We start from the raw sequence: 22,630 nt of genomic DNA on the forward strand, positions 1-22,630 counted from the left end.
ACTCTGTTGTCTGGAAAAAATTCACCCTTCATGTCATTTTTTATGACACTAATTTTATCCTATAAATAAATCCTATGAGTCTTTTGAAAGTGCTCGAATCAGCTTTCCATAGATATCCTCAAAGCCGCCATTACTCATAATAACGATCAAATCCCCAGGCGCAGATTCCTTCTTTAAGGAGTCCACGATGGAGTTTACATCTTCATAAAGAGAAGCACAAAGCTTGTTGGCACCTTTGTTCAGATCTGCCACTAAATCTTCGGAGGAAAATTTATCTTCGTCCTGAAGTTTGGATTGATCAAAGGCTTTCATAATATAGACTTTTTGACCGGCCCCAAAGGCTTGGGCGTATTCTTTTTGAAATATTTTTCGGCGACTCGTCGCGCTTCTTGGTTCAAAGACGGCATGGATCTTTTTTTGCGGGTACTTCTTCTTTATGCCTTTGAGGGTTTCTCTGACCGCTGTTGGGTGATGTGCGAAGTCTTCGATCAACAGCCTTCCTCCAGGCTCTCCTAAAATTTCTTGCCGTCTTTTGACACCTTCAAAGCCAGCCACCGCTTCTTTAAGAACTTCAGTTTCAATTCTTAAATTTAATGCCATAACAATAACGGCCGTAGCGTTTAGAACATTATACTCTCCTGGTTGTTTTAATAAAAAAGGCCCCCATTGAGAAGATCGGTAAAATACTTTAAACTCCGTTCCCTCTTCCGTCACTTTGGAAATTTCACAGCGAGCATGGTTTGGATTATCTTTTTTATTAAAGCCATAGCTATAGACATTTTGAGTGTTGGTCTCATCTAATAAATCTCTGATATGAGGATCTTCTTCCCAGTAAATAAAAGACCCCTGAACTGGGATTATTTTTAACAACCTAGCAAAGGCTTTTTTTACATCCTCAAGATCTTTATAGATATCGGCATGATCAAACTCAATACTTGTCAGAATCACGTGTTTGGGCTTGTAATGCACAAACTTGGGAACCTTATCAAAAAAAGCGGTGTCATATTCGTCGCCTTCAATGACAAAAAAATCACCTTCTGGATTTTTGAAACTGTAGTTAAAATTTTTTGGAATTCCCCCTATCAGAAAACCAGGTTTCTTTCCCGCTTTTTCCATCACCCAACTCATGAGTGAGGTGGTTGTTGTCTTTCCATGGGTTCCAGAAATACAAATACAATTTTTTTGATCAATGATCCATTCACCTAAGGCTTTTGGTAGAGAGGTAAAAGGAATTCCTGTTTTCTTTAGCTCGACAGCTTCTGGATTTTGAGCCGAAATCACATTTCCAACGATGACAAAATCTGGAGCTGGTAATAAGTTTTTTTCGCTGTAAGGGGTTTTAATTTGAATTCCCAAATTCTCTAATTGAGTGGACATCGGAGGATAGGGATTTGAATCTGATCCACTGACTTGAAAACCTCTCTCTTTAAGAAGCCCCGCAAGCGATGCCATCGCTGTTCCACAAATTCCCATTAAATGAATTTTTGAACCTGGTTTTAAATCCACTCTCGTCCTTTCGTTTCATTCTTTTCATTTTGCAATGATTAATGACTCTAGTTTATAAAGATGATTTTCGCAGGCCCTCAACGATCCAATTGTGAATTTGCGGACGTAATCCTACAAAAGCTTTGTTTTCCCTACCGTAAACGAGCCTATTACTCAAAATACAAACAGCTAAATCGGCCTTAGGATCATACCAAACAGAAGTGCCGGTAAAACCAGTATGCCCAATAGAATCCAGCGAAAAGTACCCACCGCAACTGCTCTTCCCCGGTGTTGGCAACATAAATCCTAGGGACCAATCGCCAAATCCCTCGGGCCTTGATCTTTTAATAAAAATTTGAGTGGTTTTTTGTTTTATTTGATATCTGGCGATTCCAAGAATCTGCGATCGCAAATGCAACATGTACCAACCCAAATCATCAATACTCCCAAACAATCCTGCATGGCTTGAAAGTCCACCCAGAGCCCATGTGTTTTCATCATGAACTTCCCCCTGGAGGAGTTTTTGTCGCCAAGGGCATTCCTCTGTTGGAGCAAAAAGCGAGGTTCTGATGGTGGTTTGATTTCGTAAATGAAATTCGAGCGTTGTCCCCTGGTAAAATGTATCCTTGATGTCATTCCATATCGGAAATAAATCCTTCTGATAAATGGCCTCCAGAACAAAACCAAGCAATAAAAAACCAACATCACTATAGACACTCTGACTTTGTGGGGCGAGCTCCAGTTCCTCCAGCAACTTCCGAAGGTGCTCACGTCTGGACTGCCAAGAATCTTGAAGGTTGAGCTCTTGATAAAAAGGCTTCCACCAAATAAGTCCTGAGGAATGGGTTAACAAATCTTGAATTCTGGTTTTTTCATGACGGTACCAGGGAAGAAAACTTTTAACACGAGAATCTAAATCCCATTTCTTTTCTTCAAAAGCCAACATCATTGCCTGAACCGTAAAAATAATTTTTGTCAAACTTGCTAAATCATAATAAGCGTAGGTTTCCCCAACAGAGATATCACAAACCAGACGGCCATTTTGATAGGCTCTTACCATGACTCCAGGGGTAACGTCCCGGATATGTTCTTCAATATTTTTAATCAGACTTTTTTCTAACACTGAAAATTTCAAATGAATTCCTTATATTAGCTTCTAAAATTATATTCCACTGATAATTCAAAATCGTCACCCCTTTTTTTTATCTTAGCTCTTGATCCTAAGGGCAAAGGTCTTTGTATAGTGTCATGACCCGTCTGAACGCCTTTAAATACAGGTAGACCCAGTTTCTCTCCCCACTCCTTCCAAAGCCAAGCCAGCAAGGATTTTCCATTAGGCTCCAAACACTGAGTCATCTGTCCTATAAAAATCCCACGGCAATTTTTGAATTTTCCAGCGTGCAACAGTTGGGTTAAACACCGATCGATCCGATAGGCTCTTTCACCAATTTCTTCAAAAAATAAAAACTTGCCATCCAAGTCTAGCTCGTAAGGAGTTCCCAAATGGCTCGTCAGGGTGACTAGATTCCCCCCAACAAGAACCGCTGATATTACTTTGCATTTTTTAGCCAACTGATTGATAGGCTTTATTTTTTTGAATACAACTTGGTGTTTTTTAGAAAACAGGAGGTCTAAGTTTTCCTTTTTCGTTTTTTTATCAATCTTGCCTTCAACCCATCGATCCAAATGGGAAGCATGGAGACTCGACCAGCCCCATCGCTGAAAAAAATATATATGCAAGGAAGTGATATCACTTAATCCCATGAGTAACTTTTTTTTCTTAGAAGTTTTAACTTGATCCCAATCAATTTGATCTAAAAATGGTAACAGCTGAATGGACCCATACCCACCCCGCAAACACCAAATAATATCCACTCGGTCATCTTCCAACGCGGACACAAGACTTTGCGCTCTTGTTTTTAAACAGGCCGAGTTTAAAGGGTGTTTTTCAATAATATGAGGATCATATAAGAAATCAAATTCAGGATGCTGAGAAAAAAAGAATTCTATATTGGATAAAACAAAATCATTTGGCTTAAAGCCTGGAGCAATCACTCTGACTACTTTTTTTTTCATAATTACTTTATTTACCATATTTTATCATCACTGTGACTTAGCTTAGGTGTTTTGATAGATCGGCGTCGGGTATTTTTCATTAAAACAGGCGGCGCAAAAATGCTGATTATCACTTTCCATTGAAGCAAACAAACCCTCCATTGATAGATAAGCCAAGGAATCGGCTCCAATAAAATCATTTATCGTTTTCAAATCATAATTAGCAGCAATGAGTTGACTTTTTTGAGGAGTATCGACGCCATAATAACACGGACTTACGGTAGGTGGGGAGGCAATCCTCATATGTACTTCTTTAGCTCCTGCTTGCCTGATAAGATTTATTATTTTTTTACTTGTTGTCCCGCGGACTAAGGAGTCATCAATAACCACCACCCTCTTTCCTTGCAGAACTTCTGACTGAGGATTGAGTTTAATTTTAACTCCAAAGTCTCTGATACTTTGCGATGGCTGAATAAAGGTTCTTCCGACATAATGATTTCTAATAATCCCTAGTTCAAAGGGAATCTTACTTTCTTGAGAGTACCCAATCGCTGCGGGGACACCACTATCAGGGACTGGGACAATAATATCCGCAGCAACTCCTGATTCCTTTGCTAAAAACATTCCTAACCTTTTTCTGGATTCATAAACACTTTTGCCAAAAACTTTTGAATCAGGTCTAGCGAAATAAACATGCTCAAAAACACATTGTGAGAGCTGATTTTTTTTGGCATAGATTTCAGAATGCATCCCGGCTTCATCAAACCAAACAATCTCTCCAGGTTCGATATCTCTGATAAATTCCGCTCCGATTAAATCAAAAGCACAGGTCTCACTGGCGATAACATAAGTGTTCTCTTTTTTTCCTAAACTTAAAGGTCTAAATCCGTTGGGATCACGAAGGGCCACCATTTTTTTCTGTGACAATAAAACAAAACTGAAGGCCCCCTCTAGCAAAAGGACGGATTCTTTCAAAGCTTGGATAAAGTTTTCGTTATTTCTTTTAGAAATAAGATGCAGCAAAATCTCAGTATCACTCGTTGCTTGAAAAATGGCCCCTGTGTAACTGAGCTCTTTTTTGAGCTTCTCGTAATTGACGATATTTCCATTGTGAGCAATAGCAACAGGCCCTTTGTAGAGCTCTGCGGTCAATGGCTGGGCATTAGAAATAAGGTTTTGCCCTGTTGTGGAATACCTCACGTGGCCTATAGCTGCCTGACCTTTAATTTGTGAAAGAATAGACTCAGAGAAGACATCTCCAACCAAACCTAGCCCCTTATGATGTTTATGCTTTCCATTTTCTAAAGAAACGATCCCTGCGGATTCTTGACCTCTGTGCTGCATGGCATACAAGCCGAGATAGGCCATCTGACTGGCCTCTGGATGATTCCAAATTCCAAAGACAGCACATTCTTCTTTAAATGAATCAAACATTTTAATTCCTTCCTTGGGTGGCTCCGACGTGGGTGAAGCCCGCTTGGGTGAAGCCGATTAAATGAAATTCAAGTTGATTCTTCTGACAAAATGACTCCAAAGCTTTTTCAAATTCCATTTTTCGATTTTTTTCTACCGCAAAAACAAATTCATAAAGTCTTTCCTCAAGAAGAAATCCCCCATTTTCTGGATGGTTAAAGGATTTATGGAATCCTTTAAATGAATACTTGCCTTGGGACATTTTCTTTAATGTCATCGCTAAGCCGCCAGACCCAACAACCCTTGCGGCATCAGGTTTTTCCTTAGCTGAAAAATTCCTTAGTTCTTTCACTACTTGAACCCAATAATCTGAATTTAAATCCCCTGAAAATTGCGGCTGAATTTTCAAAACCTCTGCCGTTTTTGCCAGAGCTGCAACCCTTTGATTTGGTAAGAGCGAGCTGACAAGATAAACTTCTAAGCTATCTGATTTAAAATGACATTCAGGAATAGGAACTTCATTTTCCTTAATTCCAACCAACCCTACAGCTGGGGTTGGAGTGATGTTTGTGTTTTGCGTTTCATTATAAAAACTTACATTTCCAGAAATGACAGGCGCATCTAACTTTATTGCCAACTCCGCGTAGGTGTCTACCGTACAAACAAAATCTGACATGACGTCTATCTTTTCTGGATTACCAAAATTTAAACAATCGGTAACGGCCAAACATTTGATTCCTTTGATGGCCATTTGTAAAGCCGGATACAAGATGGCATCTTTGGCCCCAATCTCAGTATCTAAACGCATCCACGCTGGTCGACAACCCAAAGTGATAGCTAGATCTCGATTTGAGGGAAGTCGTAAGAGAGCTAGACTATCTCTGGAATCTTTGATCGTTCGCGCCCCCACTCGTTGATCGTATTGTTCGTAAATCCATTCCTTCGAAGAAAAAGAAGCATTATGTAACATTTTTTCAAAGCTAGAATTAAAATCTAACTTTTGGGAGGCGGAATGAAGCTCAGAATCTGAGACCTGATTTTTTCTAGCAACTTTGCCAAAGGGTCTCTCATAGCGAGGGGCTGAGTCGGTGATCAACGCCGGGTCTATTTCTGTTAACAAATCACCCTTCCAATATAATTTCATTTTTTGCTGATTATTGATAATCCCGACGGGTGAAGCCTCTAGACCCCACTTCTCAAAGGCCTTTTTAACTTTTTCTAAATTTTCTGGTTTACAAACGAGCAACATCCTTTCTTGACTCTCTGAGAGCAAGATTTCTTCAGGAGTTAAGGTGGAGTCACGAAGGGGGACCTGATCCAAATGCAAATCAAAACCGACTTTACCCTTGGCTGCCATTTCAAAACTACTGGAGGTCAAACCAGCAGCCCCCATGTCTTGCATGGCTACCACTATTTTTTGATCCAGAACTTCTAAACAAGACTCTATAAGAAGTTTTTCATAAAAGGGATCCCCAATTTGAATATTTGGTTTTTTGGCATCGTTATTCATATCAAAGGATTCACTGGCCATGGCCGCTCCATGAACCCCATCTTTCCCAGTTTTAGCTCCAACATAAACAACAAGATTTCCAACCCCTTCGGCTTTGGAACTTGCCAATGGCATCCCTTCGGTAACAAGACCCACCGCCATGGCATTGACTAAAATATTGTTATTATAGGAGCTATCATATTCTGTAAATCCCGTAACCGTTGGGACTCCGACACAATTCCCATAGCCGCTGATACCATGAACCACTTCTTTTTCCAGATACTTCATTCTTCCGGCTTCGGGTTCGGTGCTGCCAAAGCAAAGATAATCTGCCAAGGCAATAGGTCTTGCTCCCATGGTAAAGATATCTCTCAAGATGCCACCCACCCCTGTGGCCGCACCTTGATAAGGTTCGATAAAACTGGGATGATTGTGACTTTCCATTTTGAAAATGATTTTTTCACCATACCCCAAATCCACCAATCCTGCATTTTCATCGGAATCGTCCCGGGTCTGTGCATTCCTGTAGGAAAACTTACGTAAATGAACCTTAGAACTTTTGTAGGAACAATGCTCACTCCACAATGCCGAGAACAAGGGCCACTCGATGGGCTTTGGTTCACGACCTAAAAGTTGAAGGATTCTTTGATATTCATCCTGAGAAATTCGATAGTGTTTGAGTTTGGCAGCTAATTCTAATTTCATAAACTTCCTTGGTCCTTGTTTGAATTTAGTACTAAGAGCGAATTTATAAAGCCTTAAATCAAGGCCGCAGGAGGGAGGCGACTGAGGCTTGGCACAGCCAAGTCGCAGGGAGTCCGACCGACGAGAACGAAGATTTAAGGCTTTTTAAATTCGCTCTCCTATAAAAAGTTAAAACCATCTTGTCCCCCCATCCAATCCCAGAGAGCTCGTTCCGGGTGAGGCATTAGGGCACAAATATTTTTTTCTAAGTTCATAATGCCAGCAATTCTTTCAGTTGAGCCGTTAATATCCTCTTTGTAACGCAACCAAATTTGATTCTGATCTTGGATTTTTTTTAACTCTTCCCTAGAAATGTAGAATCGACCTTCTCCGTGGGCAATAGGAAGCCTTATATCTTTTTTACTAGATTTAGGGTTAAAATAAGGGTTCTGATTTTCTTCTTGAAGATCTACCCATTTATCAATAAATTTTAAATTTTGATTTCTTAGTAAAACTCCAGGTAGCAATCCAGTCTCGCAAAGAATTTGAAAACCATTACAGATCCCAAGGATGGGTCGTCCTTTTTTAGCAAATTCAAATACGGACTTCATCACCTCTGATTTAGCAGCTAAAGCTCCACATCTTAAATAATCTCCATAGCTAAATCCCCCAGGAACAATAACACGGTCCACACTTTGAGGGTCAAATTGATCTTGATGCCAAAGCCAAACAGGTGTCATGGATTTAGCCTTTACCATTTCGACAATGTCATAGTCACAGTTGGTTCCTGGAAATCTTAAAATTCCAATCTTCATAAAACCTCTAGTTCATAGGCTTCGATAAGGGGATTGATCAGTAAAAATTCAGTCATTTTTTTTGCATTCAAAAGAGCTTCTTCTTTATTACTGACAGGCAAGTCCAACACCACATATTTACCAACCCGACAGGAATTTAAATGGTACTGGTGACTTTTGAGATTATCTTCAACAGCTCGCCCTTGTGAGTCTAGCAATACATCTCGTGGTAAAATTTTAACTGCGACTTTCATTTGCCTCTCCTATTTTGAGTTAATCTCGCCAATACGGATTCATAACTTTCCTTCACCGAGCCAAGGTCCCTGCGAAATCTGTCTTTATCTAGTTTCTCATTGGTTTCCATATCCCACAATCGACAACAATCAGGAGTGATCTCATCAGCCAGCAAGATCATAGAATTTGAATCCTTACCAAACTCTACTTTGAAATCGACCAATTTAATTTTAATTTCGGCAAACAACTCTGTCAGTTTTTTGTTTATCTTTAAAGCCAACTCTTTCATGACTTCTATATCTCGAACTGGAATTTGATGAATAATTCTCATTTGTTCTTCAGATACAAAAGGGTCGCCTAATTCGTCCTTCTTGAAATAAAATTCAACCAGAGGTTCTGACAAGGGAGTTCCCTCATCGATTCCTAACTTTTTTGCCGTGGAACCAGCCAGGACATTTCGAACCACCACTTCGAAGGGAATGATAGTTACTTTTTTTACCAGCATCCCATTTTGATTTTCTTTTCGAAGGTAATGTGAAGGAATCGAAAATTTTTCTAAATACTCAAACAAGAGAGCTGCAATATCTCTATTAACAATTCCTTTGTTTTCGAAAGATCCCTTTTTTAAAGCATTAAAAGCTGTTAAAGAATCCTTAAACTCCAAAAAAAATTCCTGAGCCGCGGGAGTTTTAAAAATTCTCTTTGCTTTTCCTTCATAGAGCATTTCTTTGTATTCGTTATCACCTTTGTGGTTCAAGTTCATTCTATCTCCCTCTTTTAAATAACTTCAGTCTGTTTTTTATTACTTTTTTAATTGCTTCCCTATGTTTTTTACCGCTGAAAATATCTTCTAGTTCTTTTTTGTTAAAATACTTACTGATCTCTGAATCTTCTAAAAGTTTATGTTTAAGATGCTCACCAAAACCCATAGAATGACAAAGTCTTTGCACATGGCTGTAGGCCTCTTCGCGAGTTAGTCCCTTCTTTACCAAATGAAGAAGGACATGGGAACTATAAAGTTGCCCCTGGGACTGCTCCATATTTTCAATCATTCGTTTTTTATTTACCTGTAACCCCTCCAACAGCTGAGCCATCCGGTGAGTAGCATAATCAGCGACTATAAAGGCATCAGGAAAGACGACCCGCTCTGCCGAAGAATGGGAAATATCCCTTTCATGCCATAGGGCTATATTTTCAAGACCAACAAGACCGTAAGATCGAAGCAGCCTTGCGATACCTGTAATATTTTCAGCGCTGATAGGGTTTTTTTTATGGGGCATCGCCGAAGAGCCTTTTTGCCCTTTAGTAAAACCTTCGACAACCTCACTGAGCTCACTCCGTTGCAAATGTCTCAACTCAACAGCTAACCTTTCAAGACCTGCCCCATAAAGACCAAGGTGAATCAAGAGGTCGCCATGGCGATCCCTTGGAACCACCTGGGTGGCAATCACTTCAGGATTTAACTTGAGATTCTTAGCTACTTGTTTTTCAACAGCCATCTCTTGACTGGAATAAGTTCCCACAGCACCAGAAAGTTTACAGATTTTGACACCCTCAACAGCTCGCAAAAGACGATCTTCATTTCTTTCGACTTCTGCCAAAAAGCCCATCATTTTCATGCCAAAGGTGGTTGGCTCGGCATACATTCCGTGGGTACGACCAGCACACAAAGTGTCTTCGTTTTGTAATATCAATTTCTTAAGAGCATTCTTCAGGCGTTGAATCGACTGAAGAAGAATCGCACCTGCTTCTTGAATTTGCAGACTAAAGGCCGTGTCTAAGACATCGCTGCTGGTCAGTCCATAGTGGATATATTTTCCTTCTTCCCCTACGTTTTCAGCTAAATTGGAAACAAAAGCAATCACATCGTGTTTCGTTACGGCTTCAATTTCGGTGATTCTTTTAACACTGAATTTAGCTTTTTTTTGGATGACTTTGTAGGCCTTCTTGGGAATCATTCCTAATTCACTCTGAACCTTAGCTACGGCAAGTTCAACCTGCAGCATTTTTCCAAATCGATGATCTTGTTCCCAAATTAGCGCCATTTCTGGCCGTGAATATCTATCTATCATTCTAATTCCCTAACCTTTTCCATCCTTAACGCATTAATCAATCTTCCAATAATTTGAAGGTGATTCTGATAAAGGGTTTCTTTGTTTAAATTTTCTAAAGACTCGTAACTTGAGAAATAAACATTTTTAAATGGGTTCACTCTTCTTAGCGCCCTAGAACTCTTTGCAAACTGAACAAATCGACTTGGCCCCAACTGCTGAAACGTGTAGTCATACTCCTGAGGGTAATGAGAAATAGAAACCTTAGTCCCATCAAATCGATGATTCCAAATTTGAATCATCTTTTCTCCATAGTAATTTAAATAATCTTTATTAAATCTTTGTGAGTGGGGAATTTTAATCCACACGTCAATGAACTGATCCCTTGTTGTTCTCTGCACGATCATCAAATTTTCATGGGTCCACGGTGCATACAGGTCACTGATCCAAACAGAGTGCAAGGGCAACAATTTAGTTTCTCTGTTTATTTCTACATCTAAAGTGTATCTGGACCAAACCCACTCGGGCTCTACCATTCCCTTTGGGTAAAGCCAATTTCCAACTTTTCTATTATAGAAATAGCTCTCTTCTGAAGACAGTCCCCATACCAAAGAATCAAATTTGATGACACCTGAATACTCCCCTTTCAACTCAAAGCCTGAAACTTTTTTCGCTCCACTAAAAACAAGATCCACAATAGATGTTGAATGGCTTGACTTGATATTTTGATTTATTAACCACTGTTGGGAAAATTCCAAACTCCGACGTGACAAAGATCTTACCGAAAAGGAATTCATTAATGGCAAAGGATAAGTGGAAGACTGAAACTGATCGTAGGAAGAGTATTCTGTTTGCGAGAGCGTATGGGAAAAATATTCTAACCAATTCTCTCGAAAAGAAAATTTTTTAAAATCAGATGTCAAACCCGTTTTGTAAAATTCCTCTGTAGATTTTGCCAAATTCTCTACAAAACCAGAATGAATCCCCAAGGATTTTAATTGATAGGGAATCAATGAGGACTTGAATTCAATGGGTCCTTGAGGCAGCCAAATGGTCCATCCCCTACCTTGAAAGTCATACAGTTCTTCATAATTGTGCTTTTCAATAAAATGAGGATTTAATAATTCAGAATTAAAAAAACCAAATGGACCTTCAATATCTTCCATAGGCCAGCGCCCCAGTTGGGGGTACAAATCAAGGTAAAGGACCCTCCATCCTTGGCGGGAAAGTTCACTCGCAAGCCACGATAAATTATAGTAGGAACCAACGACAGCAATATCAAATTGATTTACCCCCACACGTCCGCCAACTTCCTTACCAAAAAATGCTCACGACAGGAAATCCCCCAATGGGCTTGCCTTGAAGTCAATGATGAGAAGTTTTTTGGATACACTTTTGATTGAACCAAAAGGGGACCTTCGTCCATTTCTGGAGTTACAAGGTGTAAAGAGACTCCCATTGCTGCCTTGTCTTTGAAAGAATTTTCAATTGAGTCCAATCCTGGGTACGCTGGTAACAAACTGGGATGTAAATTAACAATTCGGCCTTGCCACTGATTTACAAACTCGGCTGGAATTATTTTCATAAATCCAAGCAAAATAATTTTTTGAATTTTCTTTTCTAATAAATAACTATTTAATTCTGAAAAACTAAATGGAGAAAACGTGATTGTCGGGATTCCGCTTCTTTTAGCCTTCAGCAAACCAGGGGCTTTTTTTTTATTTGAACAAACAAGTCTTATGTTACAACCTTCTTTATCTAAAAGCGTCTGCAGATTACTTCCTCTTCCTGAAATAAGAACGGCGGTTCTTTCTAGCTTCTTCATGGAAGGATTAGGAATCATGAAGCCATTCCTCGTTTTTTTGATCTAGAGATAAACTTTCTCGAAGGACGATTTCTCCGACGACAAAAGCACTTTCTCCTTCCTCTTTCAAAAATTTTAAGAGAGCCTCTTTGTCCTTTGCTCCAACAATTAAAACCATTCCTATACCGCAATTGAGAGTTTTTAACATTTCCACCCGAGACAATCCGGTTCTTTTTTGAACTTCTAAAAAAATCTCAGGAAAATCCCAGGACCGTAGACGAGCTACTAAATGGGCAGGAATCACTCGGGGAATATTGTCCATCCCTCCGCCAGTAATATGAGCTGAGGCTTTGATGTGGAATTTTGTTTTTATTTTTTTAAAAATCTGAACATACAATTTGGTGGGCACCAACAGTTGATCTTTAAACTTATCCATATCTTCAGCAAAAGTTTTTCTTAATAAAGAATACCCATTGGAATGAAATCCCGAACTTGGCAGTGCTATAAGAAGGTCTCCTTCAGAAACCCGATGGGCGCCGAAACGCTCTTCCTCATCAACGATCCCCACCGCGAAACCAGCGCAATCAAAATCGGGAGTTTTGTAGATGCCAGGCATCTCTGCCGTTTCCCCTCCAAGTAAAGCGAGATCACTTTCAATACAGGCTTTTTTGATACTTTTTAAAATAGACTTTGCTTGAACTAAATCTAATTTTCCAACGGCTAAGTAATCTAAAAATAACAGAGGGTCGCCCCCAGTGCACAGCAAATCATTCACACACATAGCCACTAAGTCCTGGCCAATCCCATCGTACATCTGATAATCAGCAGCCAATTTAACCTTGGTCCCCACCCCATCGGTGCAAGTTACCAAGCAAGGTTTTTTATACCCTTGAGTATTTAATCTAAACAAAGAGGCAAAGCCCCCAATGCCTTCGACCACTTGTTCTTTGTGAGGTATTTCTTGATTTTCAGCATGTATCCAGTCAACAAACTCGTCGCCGACTTGCACATCCACACCAGACTCTTTATATGAAATTTTTTTTGACATAAAAACCTGCGGCCATTAAAAGGAAATCAGGTAGTCTTGTCAAACAAATATCGAACTGTCTAAAAAAGAATCCTTGAATGGCTTACTAGGTCTGTCTCAAAATGATATTTGAGATTGCATAGAATTTAAATATAAAACATAATAAAAAGAGGGGGATTCATTGAAAGCCAATTTTTTCGTTTTACTTTTGTTTGTTTTTAGTGTGTTTGCTCGTTTTGAAGCTAAGGCCCAATCTGAATCTGGTGACGCCTTTGATCCCTTCTCAGATTACTCGGAATTTGATCAAGATTCTGACGAAGAAGCGGATATTAATTTCTTTAAAAATGGCCGTTTTTTAACTGTAGGAATTGCCGCTGGCCCCAGACAGTTTACCGATAACCTCGCTTCTCTTTATGGCTCAGGCCTAAACTATGGCATTCAATTATCTTATTTTTTTGATTTAAAAATGGCTTTAGGAATTGGCCTCATGACCGGTGATCACTCGGTGAGCTTTTCCACAATCAGCGGCAACAATACGATCGATTATTCAGGATCTGTTTCCTTTACTTCCATTAGTTTTAATTTAAAATATTTTTTAAATACACAAAATGTGACTCGCGGCCTTGCCGACATCAACCCTTATATTCTGGGCGGATTTTCCCAATGGTATCGAACCTATTCCATTAGTGAATTTAACACTCAATCAAGAGAGAACGTCATGGGTGCTGATATCGGAGTCGGCGTCGAAATCCCCTTAATGAGAAGAAAAGCCTATTTAGGTATTCAAGGTGCTTATCACTATATTAATTTTGCAGATGAAAATAAGGATTTCCTATTTAATGGGACAACCAATGAAAAACTGAATAAACGATTTAATGGAGATCTTACCGATTTTCTTCTCATCATTGGTATGAATTATTAATTTTGTTTTTATATAGGGTATTTATTACCCTTATTCGCCATCAGGGAATAGGCGTCCATCACCATAAATGGTCTGACTCAATTTCTTTTCTTGTCTGAAGATAGCTTTTCTGGGAAATTATCTATAATTCCCAAGAGAGGAGTCGTTATGACTAAGAATAAAAACCTTTCAGGATTATATTATTCTAAAATTGTAAAATCCCTGAAATACTTAGAATACAGTTATCAAAGAACCCTTAATATGCCATTAAATCCAGCCCAAATGAATGACTCTGAATTAGAAGCTTGGGATAGTTTTGCTTCAAGATTCGCTAGAACCTCTGATATTTTTTTAAGTAAATATATTCGTGCTTTTATTTTAAAGGATGACCCCGCATTTGATGGCGGTTTTCGAGACCAATTAAATCGTGCAGAAAAATTAAGTTTGATTGCTGATGTGACTATTTGGATGGAAATTCGAGAGTTAAGAAATGCCACCGTTCACGAGTATAGTGACCAAGATTTAGAGAAAATTTTCGAAAAATTTAGAAATTTTTCTCCTCTTTTAATTGAGCTGCCAACAAAGTTGAATCATGAGACTTAGCACTAAAGAGGTGACCTCCATTACGGCTGCATTTAAAATCTGTCTGGGCAATATGGACTACCAGCTTTATCTTTTCGGTAGCCGGACTGATGATTCAAAAAAAGGAGGCGACATTGATTTGCTCGTCGTCGTTCCCTTGAGTGAAAAGCAAAATGTGGTGAATATGAAATCAAAAATCAGAAATGAAATTTTTAAAAATATTCCTGAGCAAAAAATTGATATCACTGCCGCTACAGCCGCAGAACTAAAGACCGATGAGTTTTTAGCGAGTGTTTTTGAGCATGCTATACTCTTCTGTGAAATGACACACTCCCAGTCGCGCGACTCGGATTAGTGGATTTTTTACTACTTTAATGGGACAACCAATGAAAAACTGAATAAACGATTTAATGGAGATCTTAGGAGATCTTACCGATTTTCTTCTCATCATTGGTATGAATTATTGATTTTTTTCTCCCTTATTAAAGGGTTGACTTTGAGCCGGTATTTATTTCTAGCAAATCCAGTACGGCTTCGTAGTGCTTTTTTAAAAACAGTGTAAGTGATTTTTCAACAAAATCCCCCACGATATCTTGATCTGAAGGCTGGTTTCTAATTTCAAATTTTACTTGTCGAGGAAGAAGGCCATAAAGATCTTTTTTATTTAAAAATCTATTTACAAGTCGAAACTTTTTTTCAAAACTAGTCTGAATATAAACCAAAGGCAATTTTCGTTCTTTGATTACTTCAGCTTTGGGATGTCCGTTTTCGAAAACAATACCTATTCCGCTCGTATAGGAATCAATCAAATGGGCATATATAGATTGTACTCTTTCTAAAGTGAGATTATTTAAATCAATCTCGTTAAAATGGAGACCCTTTGAAATACGTTCAAAGTAAAATAAAAAATAACCAATATCAAAAAGAACTCGGTCATTCTCTGAAAGGCTTTCAACAATGCTTTCATATCTGACCTTATCAAATAGTTTGATATCAAATGGATAAACACTTGTACTTTCATGTGTAGAATAAGCATGCGAGAGATCGTGCTGCAGAAACTGCCTTTTCGTGAAGTGCCTACCATCGGCATAGCCGTCAAAAAATCCAGCAAATTTTATCCTATTGGATACCAGGCGATTCACGGCTCTGATTCCTAATCTTTTCCAGGTTACAAAATATCGGCTGTCAGGATCCCTAGCCTTAACGCCGTAATAGTAGGCAAGTTCGACCGGCTTTCTTCGGATTCGCCCTGCATTTATGGACTCAGCTGCCATGAGGACTGGTTCACCTGGCTCCTTTGGCCCTTTATAACGAAGATCATGGATAAATTCATACCAAACAGAGTTTAATCCAAAATTCCTATTTTCGTGAGCAGCGACAACATTATTTGCAAGCTCTTCATTCTCAGTATGGGATCTCGGTGCCGTATAGTTGCGACCGATGGATTGAACTTTATCTCCGAGATAAAATAGTTTACAGGTGTTAGCAGAGGCAAAACTAGAAACTAAAAATATAGACAAATAAGCGCTTAAAACAATATTTTTTATTTTTGATATGGATTTGAAATCTTCCAACATATGGCTCCAAAAAATGCAAGTTTTATGCCTAATATTGATATTGAGAAATAAAGACCGATGAGTTTTTATTTACCTTCCTTAGATCTTACCAAGTGGTAAAGATCTACTTGTGATGTGAGTAATGGAAACCCAGGATCCGGGGTCAAGAACTCAGCATGGATCCGCGTTCCCGCCAGAGAATTGCTCCGGAAACTTTGGGGGATGATACTTCTACAGCAAAATTAATTAGATTTTTCTTCTTAGCGCTTTTACATACATATCTAAATAGTCGACATCTGAATTCATACACTTTTCATCAAGCAGTTCGTAAACGTTTCTTGGATTTTTCCAAGTTTCATATTTACATTTTTGTCCCAAGGCGCCAACCATATTTTTGATTTCAACAAACTCTGCACTTTCCGTATTTTGTGAAGACATCATTCTCAATAGTGGTGCTAATTTAATTGAGATACAATTTTTTTCAATCCCTTTACCTTGGATCGACTCGATTACGGCTGAGGTTACGTAGCTAGATGCAACCGATTTTGCAACCAGTAAGCATTCTTTTACCGATTGTCTCAACCTAGGGAAATTTGAAGATACAAGCTCAACCGCAAACTTAGTTCGTGTTAACATCCTTTCAACTTGCAAATTTCGTTTCGTTATCAGGTCTTTTGGATCGAATGTATTTAAGGTAACTGAATTAAATTTACGCCAAATGCATGATTCTTCGCTGCAATGGTAAAGATTCTCCCGGCTAAGTCCGTCCCAGTATTTTGGCTCGAAATCTGCTGGTCTAAATGAAGCATCGGTATAAAACGTTATTGATCCTTCTGGGGTGGTAGTTATATAGGCTGCGGTTAAATACTTATTGCCTGATTCCGTCATACGAAAACACTTATCTTCTTTTGGATTTGCACAGAAGTATTGTTCTTCATATGCTGGAAGATATGGGTCATCATTAACTACTTTTAAATCAATACTCTTTTGTTTTGACGGAAAATTTACCCTTGGATATCTATTTAAATTATCCGCCGCCAAATCCAATATAGGACTTTTAACTGGCTTTGAAGGTAATTTATTTTTCTCACTTAATAATGTTTCAAAATCTAAACTCTGACTAATTAAGGGATCAAAATGAAACCATTTAATATTTATAACTTTTCTGCTTGAATCCACTGTAAGTTTGGCGGCAATTACATAACTAGGGGCAATAGATACATTAGGATGTATCTCGGTTGTGATATACCCACTTCTAAATATCGAATTCCCAACTTTTAATTCTGTAGGTTGAACTGAGATTGAATCTCCAGTTGGACCTTTCCCAGGTAACCAAGTTGGAAAATACTCTAAGTGCACATCTAGCCTCGAAGATAAACCATAAACTGATGGAATTTTTTGTGAGGAACTTTTCTTTGATGCTGGAAGTTCTAAGCCAATGTTAACAAATGCTTCGTGAAGGACTAATCGGTACATCGATCCAAAATACTCAGACTTTTGCGCTTGGGTTATCGATCTTCCCGGGGCAGGAGGAAGTGATTGAGTATTGCATTTAAAATATCTAGCGCCAGCTTGTTGGCTGCTAAAGCAGTTTCGCGGATTACCCCACTGGTCAAACACCGGATCACTCGTTAGGACTGGCTTAATCGCCAAGAGCACTTGGTAAAATGGTTCCTTTGGGTTTCTTTGATCGTAGGCAACGACTTCGGGAAATGCGATTTGAGCCTCTTTACTCTGAAAATATTTCGACAGCATATTGAGCTGGTATGTAAGATCTGACTCGGTCCAGTTGCCACCACCACTACCTTGGCCTCCCTCCCCGCTTTTCTGTGCGAAAATTGTCAGGCTCAATGTAAGTAAATAGGCAAAAAGTACCGCTCTAAAGGGTTTAAAAACGTTCATAAAATTTTCCTTTTTAAAATATTAAAAGTAGCAATCTTCTAGCCAATATACTTCGTTGCGTTATTTAACTCTATATTTTCCTTATAAGAAATTGATCTAAATTCTTACAAAATTGTAAATATATATAATAAGCTGCCGAAAAGACTTAGGAATGACGATATTTGATTACACTAGTTACAAGTTATTTATGCGTGATTTTATTGGTCAACTTCCCAACAAGGGCCGAGGCGAAGTGAATCGATTAGCTACTTTTATTGGAGCGCATCCCACGCTTGTCAGCCAAGTTCTAAATGGTCAGCGAGATTTCTCAAGTGAGCAAATCTTAAGACTCGGCAAATATTTTGGATTACCGCCTGAGGATATTGACTATCTGATGCTGCTCCTACAATTTGAACGGGCCGGAACCAATGACCTTAAAAAATTTTATGAAAATAAAATCGAAGTCGCAAAAAAGGCATCAATTAAAATTGTTAATCGTCTGGCCGAGCACAGAAGGCTTAGTGAGCATGAGCGCTCGATTTTCTATTCGAGTTGGATTTATATGGCTGTTTGGCTATACACTTCTGTAAATGCTGGACAAACCATTGATTCGGCCTCTCAGCGATTCCAGATATCCAGAGCCCAAGTGTCAGAAATTTTAACGTTTTTAAAAAATGTTGGTTTATGTAAAGAAGAAGAAGGTATTTACCAAATGCAGTCGCAATACTTGCACTTAGAGTTTGGTTCGTATTTCCTGAATAGCCATCATACCCACTGGCGATTAAAATCCCTTGAGCGAATTGAAAACTTAACTGAAGACGAGTTAATGTTTACCTCGCCATTTTCGGTTAGCAAAAAAGATTTTGAAAAAATCAGGGAAGAAATCATTCAGCTTATTAAGTCCACTTCAAAAATTATAAAAGATTCCCCTGCTGAAGATATCGCGTGCATGAATTTTGAACTTTTTTGGATTCGTAAATAAATGGACTTAGAAGCCGATCCATTGTTATTGAGAATAATGGGGCGAGAGATTTTTAAAAACCCGAACTCCACGTTTTCTTGCCTATGCCCAAAACCGAAGTTCAACTCTAAACTAGGTGATGAATTGGTCGACTATGGCGACAGAGATAGTTCAGGCTGGGATTCATTTTATTTGATCTCAAACTCACGAATTAAAGAATGCCGATCTGCCCAAAAGAGCATTTTTATTACTTCGCGGTAAGTGGCATTGTTGCACGTATTCACTTTAACCGGATAGCCCTGAAAATTTGAGGATCCCGTGCAGGTCTTATTATCTTGGCAAACCAGATTCAGTTCTGAATTTGATTTTGCCCTGAGAGGGCCAATACGACTTCGCCCATAGGGTAAGAGGGCATTTGTGTTGATGTGGTCGTTTTTGAATTGGTTATTTTCATTTCATCAATCTTTGATTGGCCGAAAGAACCAAGTCCCACCTTGCATGTGAGACCAAATAGAACCTGACTGCTCGTCAAAACATTTTGAGCCTACAAATTTATTCCAAAAACGGACATCAAATAAACAATAGCAATAAACTTCATAAACACCTCGTAGGCACAGCTCACCCTTTGGCGAAGAAGTTCACTATGCCCAAAAAGAAATCAAATCTTGGCACTTAGGCCAAGGTTTGATTGGAATTGTAGACAACTTGAACCAACGTCTATACTGTATGATTTTTAATAGGAGTTTTTATGTTTAAATTGATATTTGTAATTACTTGTTCTTTTTTAGCGAATTCTGCGATGGCCAAATCTAATATTGTCGGAACTTGGATTAATAACGGCAAAATCTTATCTATTCAGATTGTCGATGACCCAGCAGCTTCTCCTTTCGTGGCAGGAAAAATCTGGGCGGCAATGGCTGGATCAGGAAGTTCCAAAACTATCAAGACACAAAACTTTGAATTAAAGTGCTCTGGCGCAACTGATATAAGCGGAAAGTCATTCGGAAATTGCAAAATAAAGGTTGCTAGAGACATTTTGGTAATTAATCCAGGACAGTCTGAACTTGTGATTAGCCAAGAAGAAGAAAATATAATAATCAGAAACGAATTCAGCCGACCGCCTTCTGGAGATAATCTATACATAGGCTCTGGTTCAAGCGATCAAAATGGCAAAGAAATATTTATTTTTGAAGTCAATTGGCCTCACAATTTTATTGGGATTGTTTTTAGCAACTCAGTTATTTCCGAATAAAACCCCTGAGTTTTGAAATTTAAAAATCACAAGCCACTGAGTCTTTTGGGCCAGTGGCTATTTTTTAAAAGTGAATTGTTTTGGGCCCAACTTTTCAATACTATCCTTTATGATCAGGTCAGGATCGAGAACCATTCTGTCATCGTCCGCTTTCGATAGTCAGTTGCTAATTTTGAGCAATAAGTTCAGATCAGGTTGCTGAAGAAAATGAAATGATTTTAGGATTTATTTCTTTGTCTTTTCCATATTGGGACCGAATTGCAATGACTCATCATCTTGTAATTTCACCTGAATGCAGAGGGCTTGGCTTTGGCACAAAGCTCATAACTACTGTTATTGAATTTTGTAAAAAAAGTGGCATGAAGAAGCTCACCCTTAGATCGGCTCTTTGGAATTCAAGGGCCACAGATCTTTACAAAAAGTGTGGCTTTATTCCAAGAGCTGTGTTTGCAGATTATTTTGGTGATGGCAATGACATGGTCTGGATGGATTTAGATCTTTAGAGATAAATACTATTTCGAACCTCTTTTTCAAAGGGGAACTGCCATGGAATTTCAATATCAAAATGTTAGACCCTCGCATTAGGAATAGCCCTTGGGGCTAAAAAAATTACTGAAATGGCTATTTAATTTGTCGAACTTCGTATTTTCTGCTTTAAAGTGACACATCAAGAAATAAGGAGAATTTTATGAAGTTAATTTTAAGTTTGGTTTTTTTAGGCGGCACGGTATTGGCTCAATCTCAGGGAAACATATGGGATCAATTATCGCGATGTGAGACCTCCTGTTCCTCACGATGCCTAAAGTTAACCTCAGACTTAAGGGAGCAATTAGATCGCGTCGATTCGTCTTGTTCCGCTTCCCAACCTGTTGATCAAAAATTGTTTCAGGAAATTTATGAGTACGCTAAATCAAGTTCTGGCATGTGGTTGAATCCTGATGAAGCTAGGGCATTCGCTGAAAAAATGATCGAAAAAACCAACACGAAATCACGTTTTCCTATTTTTAAAGAGGCCTATGTGTATGCAAAATCAAGTTCAGGACTTTGGTTAAATCCAGAACCGGCTCGTGAATTCGCTATGAAAATCTTTAACCATCGAAATAGCGAGCAAGCTTTAAAATGTTACAAAGAAGCCTACACTTACGCAAAATCAAGTTCAGGCTTATGGTTAAACCCTGATCCTGCCCGCGAGCATGCAGAAAAAGTCTGCAAAATTTGAAAAATGGCAGCGTCCCGAAAGTGGTAGAAATCAAAAAGGGAGTACTCCAGGAAGCTAAAGAATAAGTCTTCAGCAATTAAATCGCTAGACCTAAGATCAAATTTTCGATCGGAAACTCCTCAAACATCAAGCCTCATGGGTCTGCAAGTGTTTGGAAGTCAAATTTACGATATGTAGGTTAGTGGAATTTCTACCATGAAGGCAAAGAAAGCTTTGAAGACTCAAATTTTAAGACAAGTTTAAGACAAGTTTAAGACAAGTTTAAGACAAGTTTAAGACAAGTTTAAGACAAGTTTAAGACAAGTTTAAGAAAAAGAAGCCTCAAACATAAAGTAGAAATTATTTTAGATGACATTCCTAAAGAAGAGCAAAAAGAAATAAGAAAGAAATTAATTTCTATTTTTTGCGGAGCTACCAGTCTTGAGCAACCTAAATTTTTCATCAAAGAATTTAAACATCCCAGTGAAGAGGGGTGTTTAGCATTGATTTACCAGATCTCTAAGAACCACTCATACCCGAAACAAGAAGTGATCAACTGTATTGATCACTCCTGTGTCCTTTTGCACAAATTAATATTAAAACATACGCCACTCTTCAGCTTCAAATTGTGTTAGTGGTTCACAAGGAATTGTCCTATCTACAGCTTTACTGTTGTTTATTATCGTGGCTTGTGAACCTTTTATGTAATCTAAGAGAAACACATTATCTCTTAACGAGCCTCCAGTAATTGTTAGAACATTGTTTCGTTCAAAACTAATGGTTGGGTTTTGGCCTATCCTAGCTGGGTAAATGTCACCTCTTTGGCTTGATTTTAATTTATTAACTCCTTTTTCATTAGGTGACAAGTAAATTGAAATTTTGTACTCGTCATTATTAACTTGATCAAAACATTTAAATCCAATATGACCACCTGCAAATGATAAAGCTGGAATGCCTAGGAATGCCATGGCTAATAATAAGTTAATTTTTTTCATATAGTCTCCTCTGTTAGTTTAATTAATTGTTATTATTAGATTATGCACAAATGAAACCAGGTCTATTGACGATAAAATTGATAAAAATAGAAATTTACTAGTTTATAAGACAGCAAGGGACAAAAAAAGTCACTACTTAAGGCCTCTCCGGTTTTAAGCGGGGTTGGGCCATTTGAATAAAAATTCGTCAGTGTTTATCGATAGATGATTCAAGTATCCACAGCGCTGAAGTATCTTTCGCATGAAGCTGACCTTATTGGTGTAGTTG

22 protein-coding genes are annotated in these 22,630 nt (G+C 38.5%); 7 read left to right on the forward strand and 15 right to left on the reverse strand.

What is annotated here, in order from left to right; all coding sequences use genetic code 11:
• Positions 1-72: 72 nt before the first annotated feature.
• The 12 genes from J0M15_12650 to J0M15_12705 all read right to left on the reverse strand — a co-directional run bounded on the left by J0M15_12650 (position 73) and on the right by J0M15_12705 (position 13,057).
• Positions 73-1,473 (reverse strand): UDP-N-acetylmuramate--L-alanine ligase, encoded by a 1,401-nt coding sequence (locus J0M15_12650; protein ID MBN8537896.1) that lies wholly within the window; start codon positions 1,471-1,473, stop codon positions 73-75.
• A gap of 85 nt (positions 1,474-1,558) precedes the next feature.
• On the reverse strand, positions 1,559-2,620 hold the full coding sequence (locus J0M15_12655) for a serine hydrolase (GenBank protein MBN8537897.1): 1,062 nt from the start codon (positions 2,618-2,620) through the stop codon (positions 1,559-1,561).
• Positions 2,621-2,634: 14 nt separating this feature from the next.
• Positions 2,635-3,561, reverse strand: coding sequence for an LD-carboxypeptidase (locus J0M15_12660; GenBank protein ID MBN8537898.1), 927 nt, complete (start codon positions 3,559-3,561; stop codon positions 2,635-2,637).
• A 42-nt stretch (positions 3,562-3,603) separates the two neighbouring features.
• Positions 3,604-4,974 carry an amidophosphoribosyltransferase gene (locus J0M15_12665; protein ID MBN8537899.1) on the reverse strand — a complete coding sequence of 457 codons (1,371 nt, stop codon included), beginning with the start codon at positions 4,972-4,974 and terminating at the stop codon, positions 3,604-3,606.
• Between the two features lies 1 nt (position 4,975).
• Positions 4,976-7,147: a phosphoribosylformylglycinamidine synthase subunit PurL gene (gene purL, locus J0M15_12670; protein ID MBN8537900.1), complete on the reverse strand. Its 2,172-nt coding sequence runs from the start codon at positions 7,145-7,147 to the stop codon at positions 4,976-4,978.
• Positions 7,148-7,305: 158 nt separating this feature from the next.
• A complete protein-coding gene (purQ, locus tag J0M15_12675) occupies positions 7,306-7,941 on the reverse strand; it encodes a phosphoribosylformylglycinamidine synthase subunit PurQ (GenBank protein ID MBN8537901.1) in 636 nt (211 codons plus the stop codon).
• The gene (gene purS / locus J0M15_12680) at positions 7,938-8,174 is read right to left on the reverse strand and encodes a phosphoribosylformylglycinamidine synthase subunit PurS (protein MBN8537902.1); all 237 of its coding nucleotides are present in this window, start codon (positions 8,172-8,174) and stop codon (positions 7,938-7,940) included. The genes purQ and purS overlap by 4 nt, the downstream gene beginning before the upstream one ends.
• Positions 8,171-8,917, reverse strand: coding sequence for a phosphoribosylaminoimidazolesuccinocarboxamide synthase (locus J0M15_12685; GenBank protein MBN8537903.1), 747 nt, complete (start codon positions 8,915-8,917; stop codon positions 8,171-8,173). The genes purS and J0M15_12685 overlap by 4 nt, the downstream gene beginning before the upstream one ends.
• A gap of 1 nt (position 8,918) precedes the next feature.
• Positions 8,919-10,226 (reverse strand): adenylosuccinate lyase, encoded by a 1,308-nt coding sequence (locus J0M15_12690; protein MBN8537904.1) that lies wholly within the window; start codon positions 10,224-10,226, stop codon positions 8,919-8,921.
• Positions 10,223-11,503 (reverse strand): hypothetical protein, encoded by a 1,281-nt coding sequence (locus J0M15_12695; GenBank protein ID MBN8537905.1) that lies wholly within the window; start codon positions 11,501-11,503, stop codon positions 10,223-10,225. Before J0M15_12695 ends, J0M15_12690 begins: the two co-directional genes overlap by 4 nt.
• Positions 11,494-12,048, reverse strand: a complete 555-nt coding sequence (locus J0M15_12700; GenBank protein MBN8537906.1) for a phosphoribosylglycinamide formyltransferase — start codon at positions 12,046-12,048, stop codon at positions 11,494-11,496. Before J0M15_12700 ends, J0M15_12695 begins: the two co-directional genes overlap by 10 nt.
• Positions 12,038-13,057, reverse strand: a complete 1,020-nt coding sequence (locus tag J0M15_12705; protein MBN8537907.1) for a phosphoribosylformylglycinamidine cyclo-ligase — start codon at positions 13,055-13,057, stop codon at positions 12,038-12,040. Before J0M15_12705 ends, J0M15_12700 begins: the two co-directional genes overlap by 11 nt.
• Positions 13,058-13,217: 160 nt before the next feature.
• Here J0M15_12705 and J0M15_12710 point away from each other — a divergent pair, with 160 nt between their 5' ends.
• The 3 genes from J0M15_12710 to J0M15_12720 all read left to right on the forward strand — a co-directional run bounded on the left by J0M15_12710 (position 13,218) and on the right by J0M15_12720 (position 14,874).
• Positions 13,218-13,958 (forward strand): hypothetical protein, encoded by a 741-nt coding sequence (locus J0M15_12710; GenBank protein ID MBN8537908.1) that lies wholly within the window; start codon positions 13,218-13,220, stop codon positions 13,956-13,958.
• A 147-nt stretch (positions 13,959-14,105) separates the two neighbouring features.
• Positions 14,106-14,540, forward strand: coding sequence for a nucleotidyltransferase substrate binding protein (locus J0M15_12715; protein MBN8537909.1), 435 nt, complete (start codon positions 14,106-14,108; stop codon positions 14,538-14,540).
• Complete coding sequence (locus J0M15_12720; GenBank protein MBN8537910.1) at positions 14,530-14,874, forward strand: nucleotidyltransferase domain-containing protein; 345 nt, start codon at positions 14,530-14,532, stop codon at positions 14,872-14,874. Before J0M15_12715 ends, J0M15_12720 begins: the two co-directional genes overlap by 11 nt.
• A gap of 127 nt (positions 14,875-15,001) precedes the next feature.
• Here J0M15_12720 and J0M15_12725 read toward each other — a convergent pair whose 3' ends face one another.
• Positions 15,002-16,096 (reverse strand): hypothetical protein, encoded by a 1,095-nt coding sequence (locus tag J0M15_12725; GenBank protein MBN8537911.1) that lies wholly within the window; start codon positions 16,094-16,096, stop codon positions 15,002-15,004.
• A 225-nt stretch (positions 16,097-16,321) separates the two neighbouring features.
• On the reverse strand, positions 16,322-17,977 hold the full coding sequence (locus J0M15_12730; GenBank protein ID MBN8537912.1) for a hypothetical protein: 1,656 nt from the start codon (positions 17,975-17,977) through the stop codon (positions 16,322-16,324).
• A gap of 151 nt (positions 17,978-18,128) precedes the next feature.
• Between J0M15_12730 and J0M15_12735 the strand changes: the two genes are divergently transcribed.
• From J0M15_12735 to J0M15_12750, 4 genes are all read left to right on the forward strand, one after another.
• Positions 18,129-18,938, forward strand: coding sequence for a TIGR02147 family protein (locus J0M15_12735; GenBank protein ID MBN8537913.1), 810 nt, complete (start codon positions 18,129-18,131; stop codon positions 18,936-18,938).
• Between the two features lie 727 nt (positions 18,939-19,665).
• The gene (locus J0M15_12740; protein ID MBN8537914.1) at positions 19,666-20,169 is read left to right on the forward strand and encodes a hypothetical protein; all 504 of its coding nucleotides are present in this window, start codon (positions 19,666-19,668) and stop codon (positions 20,167-20,169) included.
• A 212-nt stretch (positions 20,170-20,381) separates the two neighbouring features.
• Positions 20,382-20,672: a GNAT family N-acetyltransferase gene (locus J0M15_12745; GenBank protein MBN8537915.1), complete on the forward strand. Its 291-nt coding sequence runs from the start codon at positions 20,382-20,384 to the stop codon at positions 20,670-20,672.
• Positions 20,673-20,857: 185 nt separating this feature from the next.
• Positions 20,858-21,388, forward strand: coding sequence for a hypothetical protein (locus J0M15_12750; protein MBN8537916.1), 531 nt, complete (start codon positions 20,858-20,860; stop codon positions 21,386-21,388).
• A gap of 575 nt (positions 21,389-21,963) precedes the next feature.
• On the opposite strand, the gene J0M15_12755 is transcribed toward J0M15_12750, so the two are convergent.
• A complete protein-coding gene (locus J0M15_12755; protein ID MBN8537917.1) occupies positions 21,964-22,362 on the reverse strand; it encodes a hypothetical protein in 399 nt (132 codons plus the stop codon).
• Positions 22,363-22,630 lie beyond the last annotated feature (268 nt).

Source organism: Deltaproteobacteria bacterium (assembly GCA_017302835.1).
Lineage (GTDB): Bacteria > Bdellovibrionota > Bdellovibrionia > Bdellovibrionales > Bdellovibrionaceae > UBA2316.

Coding starts and splice junctions, on each gene's coding strand:
- J0M15_12650 (MBN8537896.1), bottom strand. CDS start 1,473: ATGGGAATTTGTGGAACAGCGATGGCATCGCTTGCGGGGCTTCTTAAA.
- J0M15_12660 (MBN8537898.1), bottom strand. CDS start 3,561: ATGAAAAAAAAAGTAGTCAGAGTGATTGCTCCAGGCTTTAAGCCAAAT.
- J0M15_12665 (MBN8537899.1), bottom strand. CDS start 4,974: ATGTTTGATTCATTTAAAGAAGAATGTGCTGTCTTTGGAATTTGGAAT.
- purL (MBN8537900.1), bottom strand. CDS start 7,147: ATGAAATTAGAATTAGCTGCCAAACTCAAACACTATCGAATTTCTCAG.
- purQ (MBN8537901.1), bottom strand. CDS start 7,941: ATGAAGATTGGAATTTTAAGATTTCCAGGAACCAACTGTGACTATGAC.
- purS (MBN8537902.1), bottom strand. CDS start 8,174: ATGAAAGTCGCAGTTAAAATTTTACCACGAGATGTATTGCTAGACTCA.
- J0M15_12685 (MBN8537903.1), bottom strand. CDS start 8,917: ATGAACTTGAACCACAAAGGTGATAACGAATACAAAGAAATGCTCTAT.
- J0M15_12690 (MBN8537904.1), bottom strand. CDS start 10,226: ATGATAGATAGATATTCACGGCCAGAAATGGCGCTAATTTGGGAACAA.
- J0M15_12700 (MBN8537906.1), bottom strand. CDS start 12,048: ATGATTCCTAATCCTTCCATGAAGAAGCTAGAAAGAACCGCCGTTCTT.
- J0M15_12705 (MBN8537907.1), bottom strand. CDS start 13,057: ATGTCAAAAAAAATTTCATATAAAGAGTCTGGTGTGGATGTGCAAGTC.
- J0M15_12715 (MBN8537909.1), top strand. CDS start 14,106: ATGACTAAGAATAAAAACCTTTCAGGATTATATTATTCTAAAATTGTA.
- J0M15_12720 (MBN8537910.1), top strand. CDS start 14,530: ATGAGACTTAGCACTAAAGAGGTGACCTCCATTACGGCTGCATTTAAA.
- J0M15_12725 (MBN8537911.1), bottom strand. CDS start 16,096: ATGTTGGAAGATTTCAAATCCATATCAAAAATAAAAAATATTGTTTTA.
- J0M15_12730 (MBN8537912.1), bottom strand. CDS start 17,977: ATGAACGTTTTTAAACCCTTTAGAGCGGTACTTTTTGCCTATTTACTT.
- J0M15_12735 (MBN8537913.1), top strand. CDS start 18,129: ATGACGATATTTGATTACACTAGTTACAAGTTATTTATGCGTGATTTT.
- J0M15_12740 (MBN8537914.1), top strand. CDS start 19,666: ATGTTTAAATTGATATTTGTAATTACTTGTTCTTTTTTAGCGAATTCT.
- J0M15_12745 (MBN8537915.1), top strand. CDS start 20,382: ATGATTTTAGGATTTATTTCTTTGTCTTTTCCATATTGGGACCGAATT.
- J0M15_12750 (MBN8537916.1), top strand. CDS start 20,858: ATGAAGTTAATTTTAAGTTTGGTTTTTTTAGGCGGCACGGTATTGGCT.
- J0M15_12755 (MBN8537917.1), bottom strand. CDS start 22,362: ATGAAAAAAATTAACTTATTATTAGCCATGGCATTCCTAGGCATTCCA.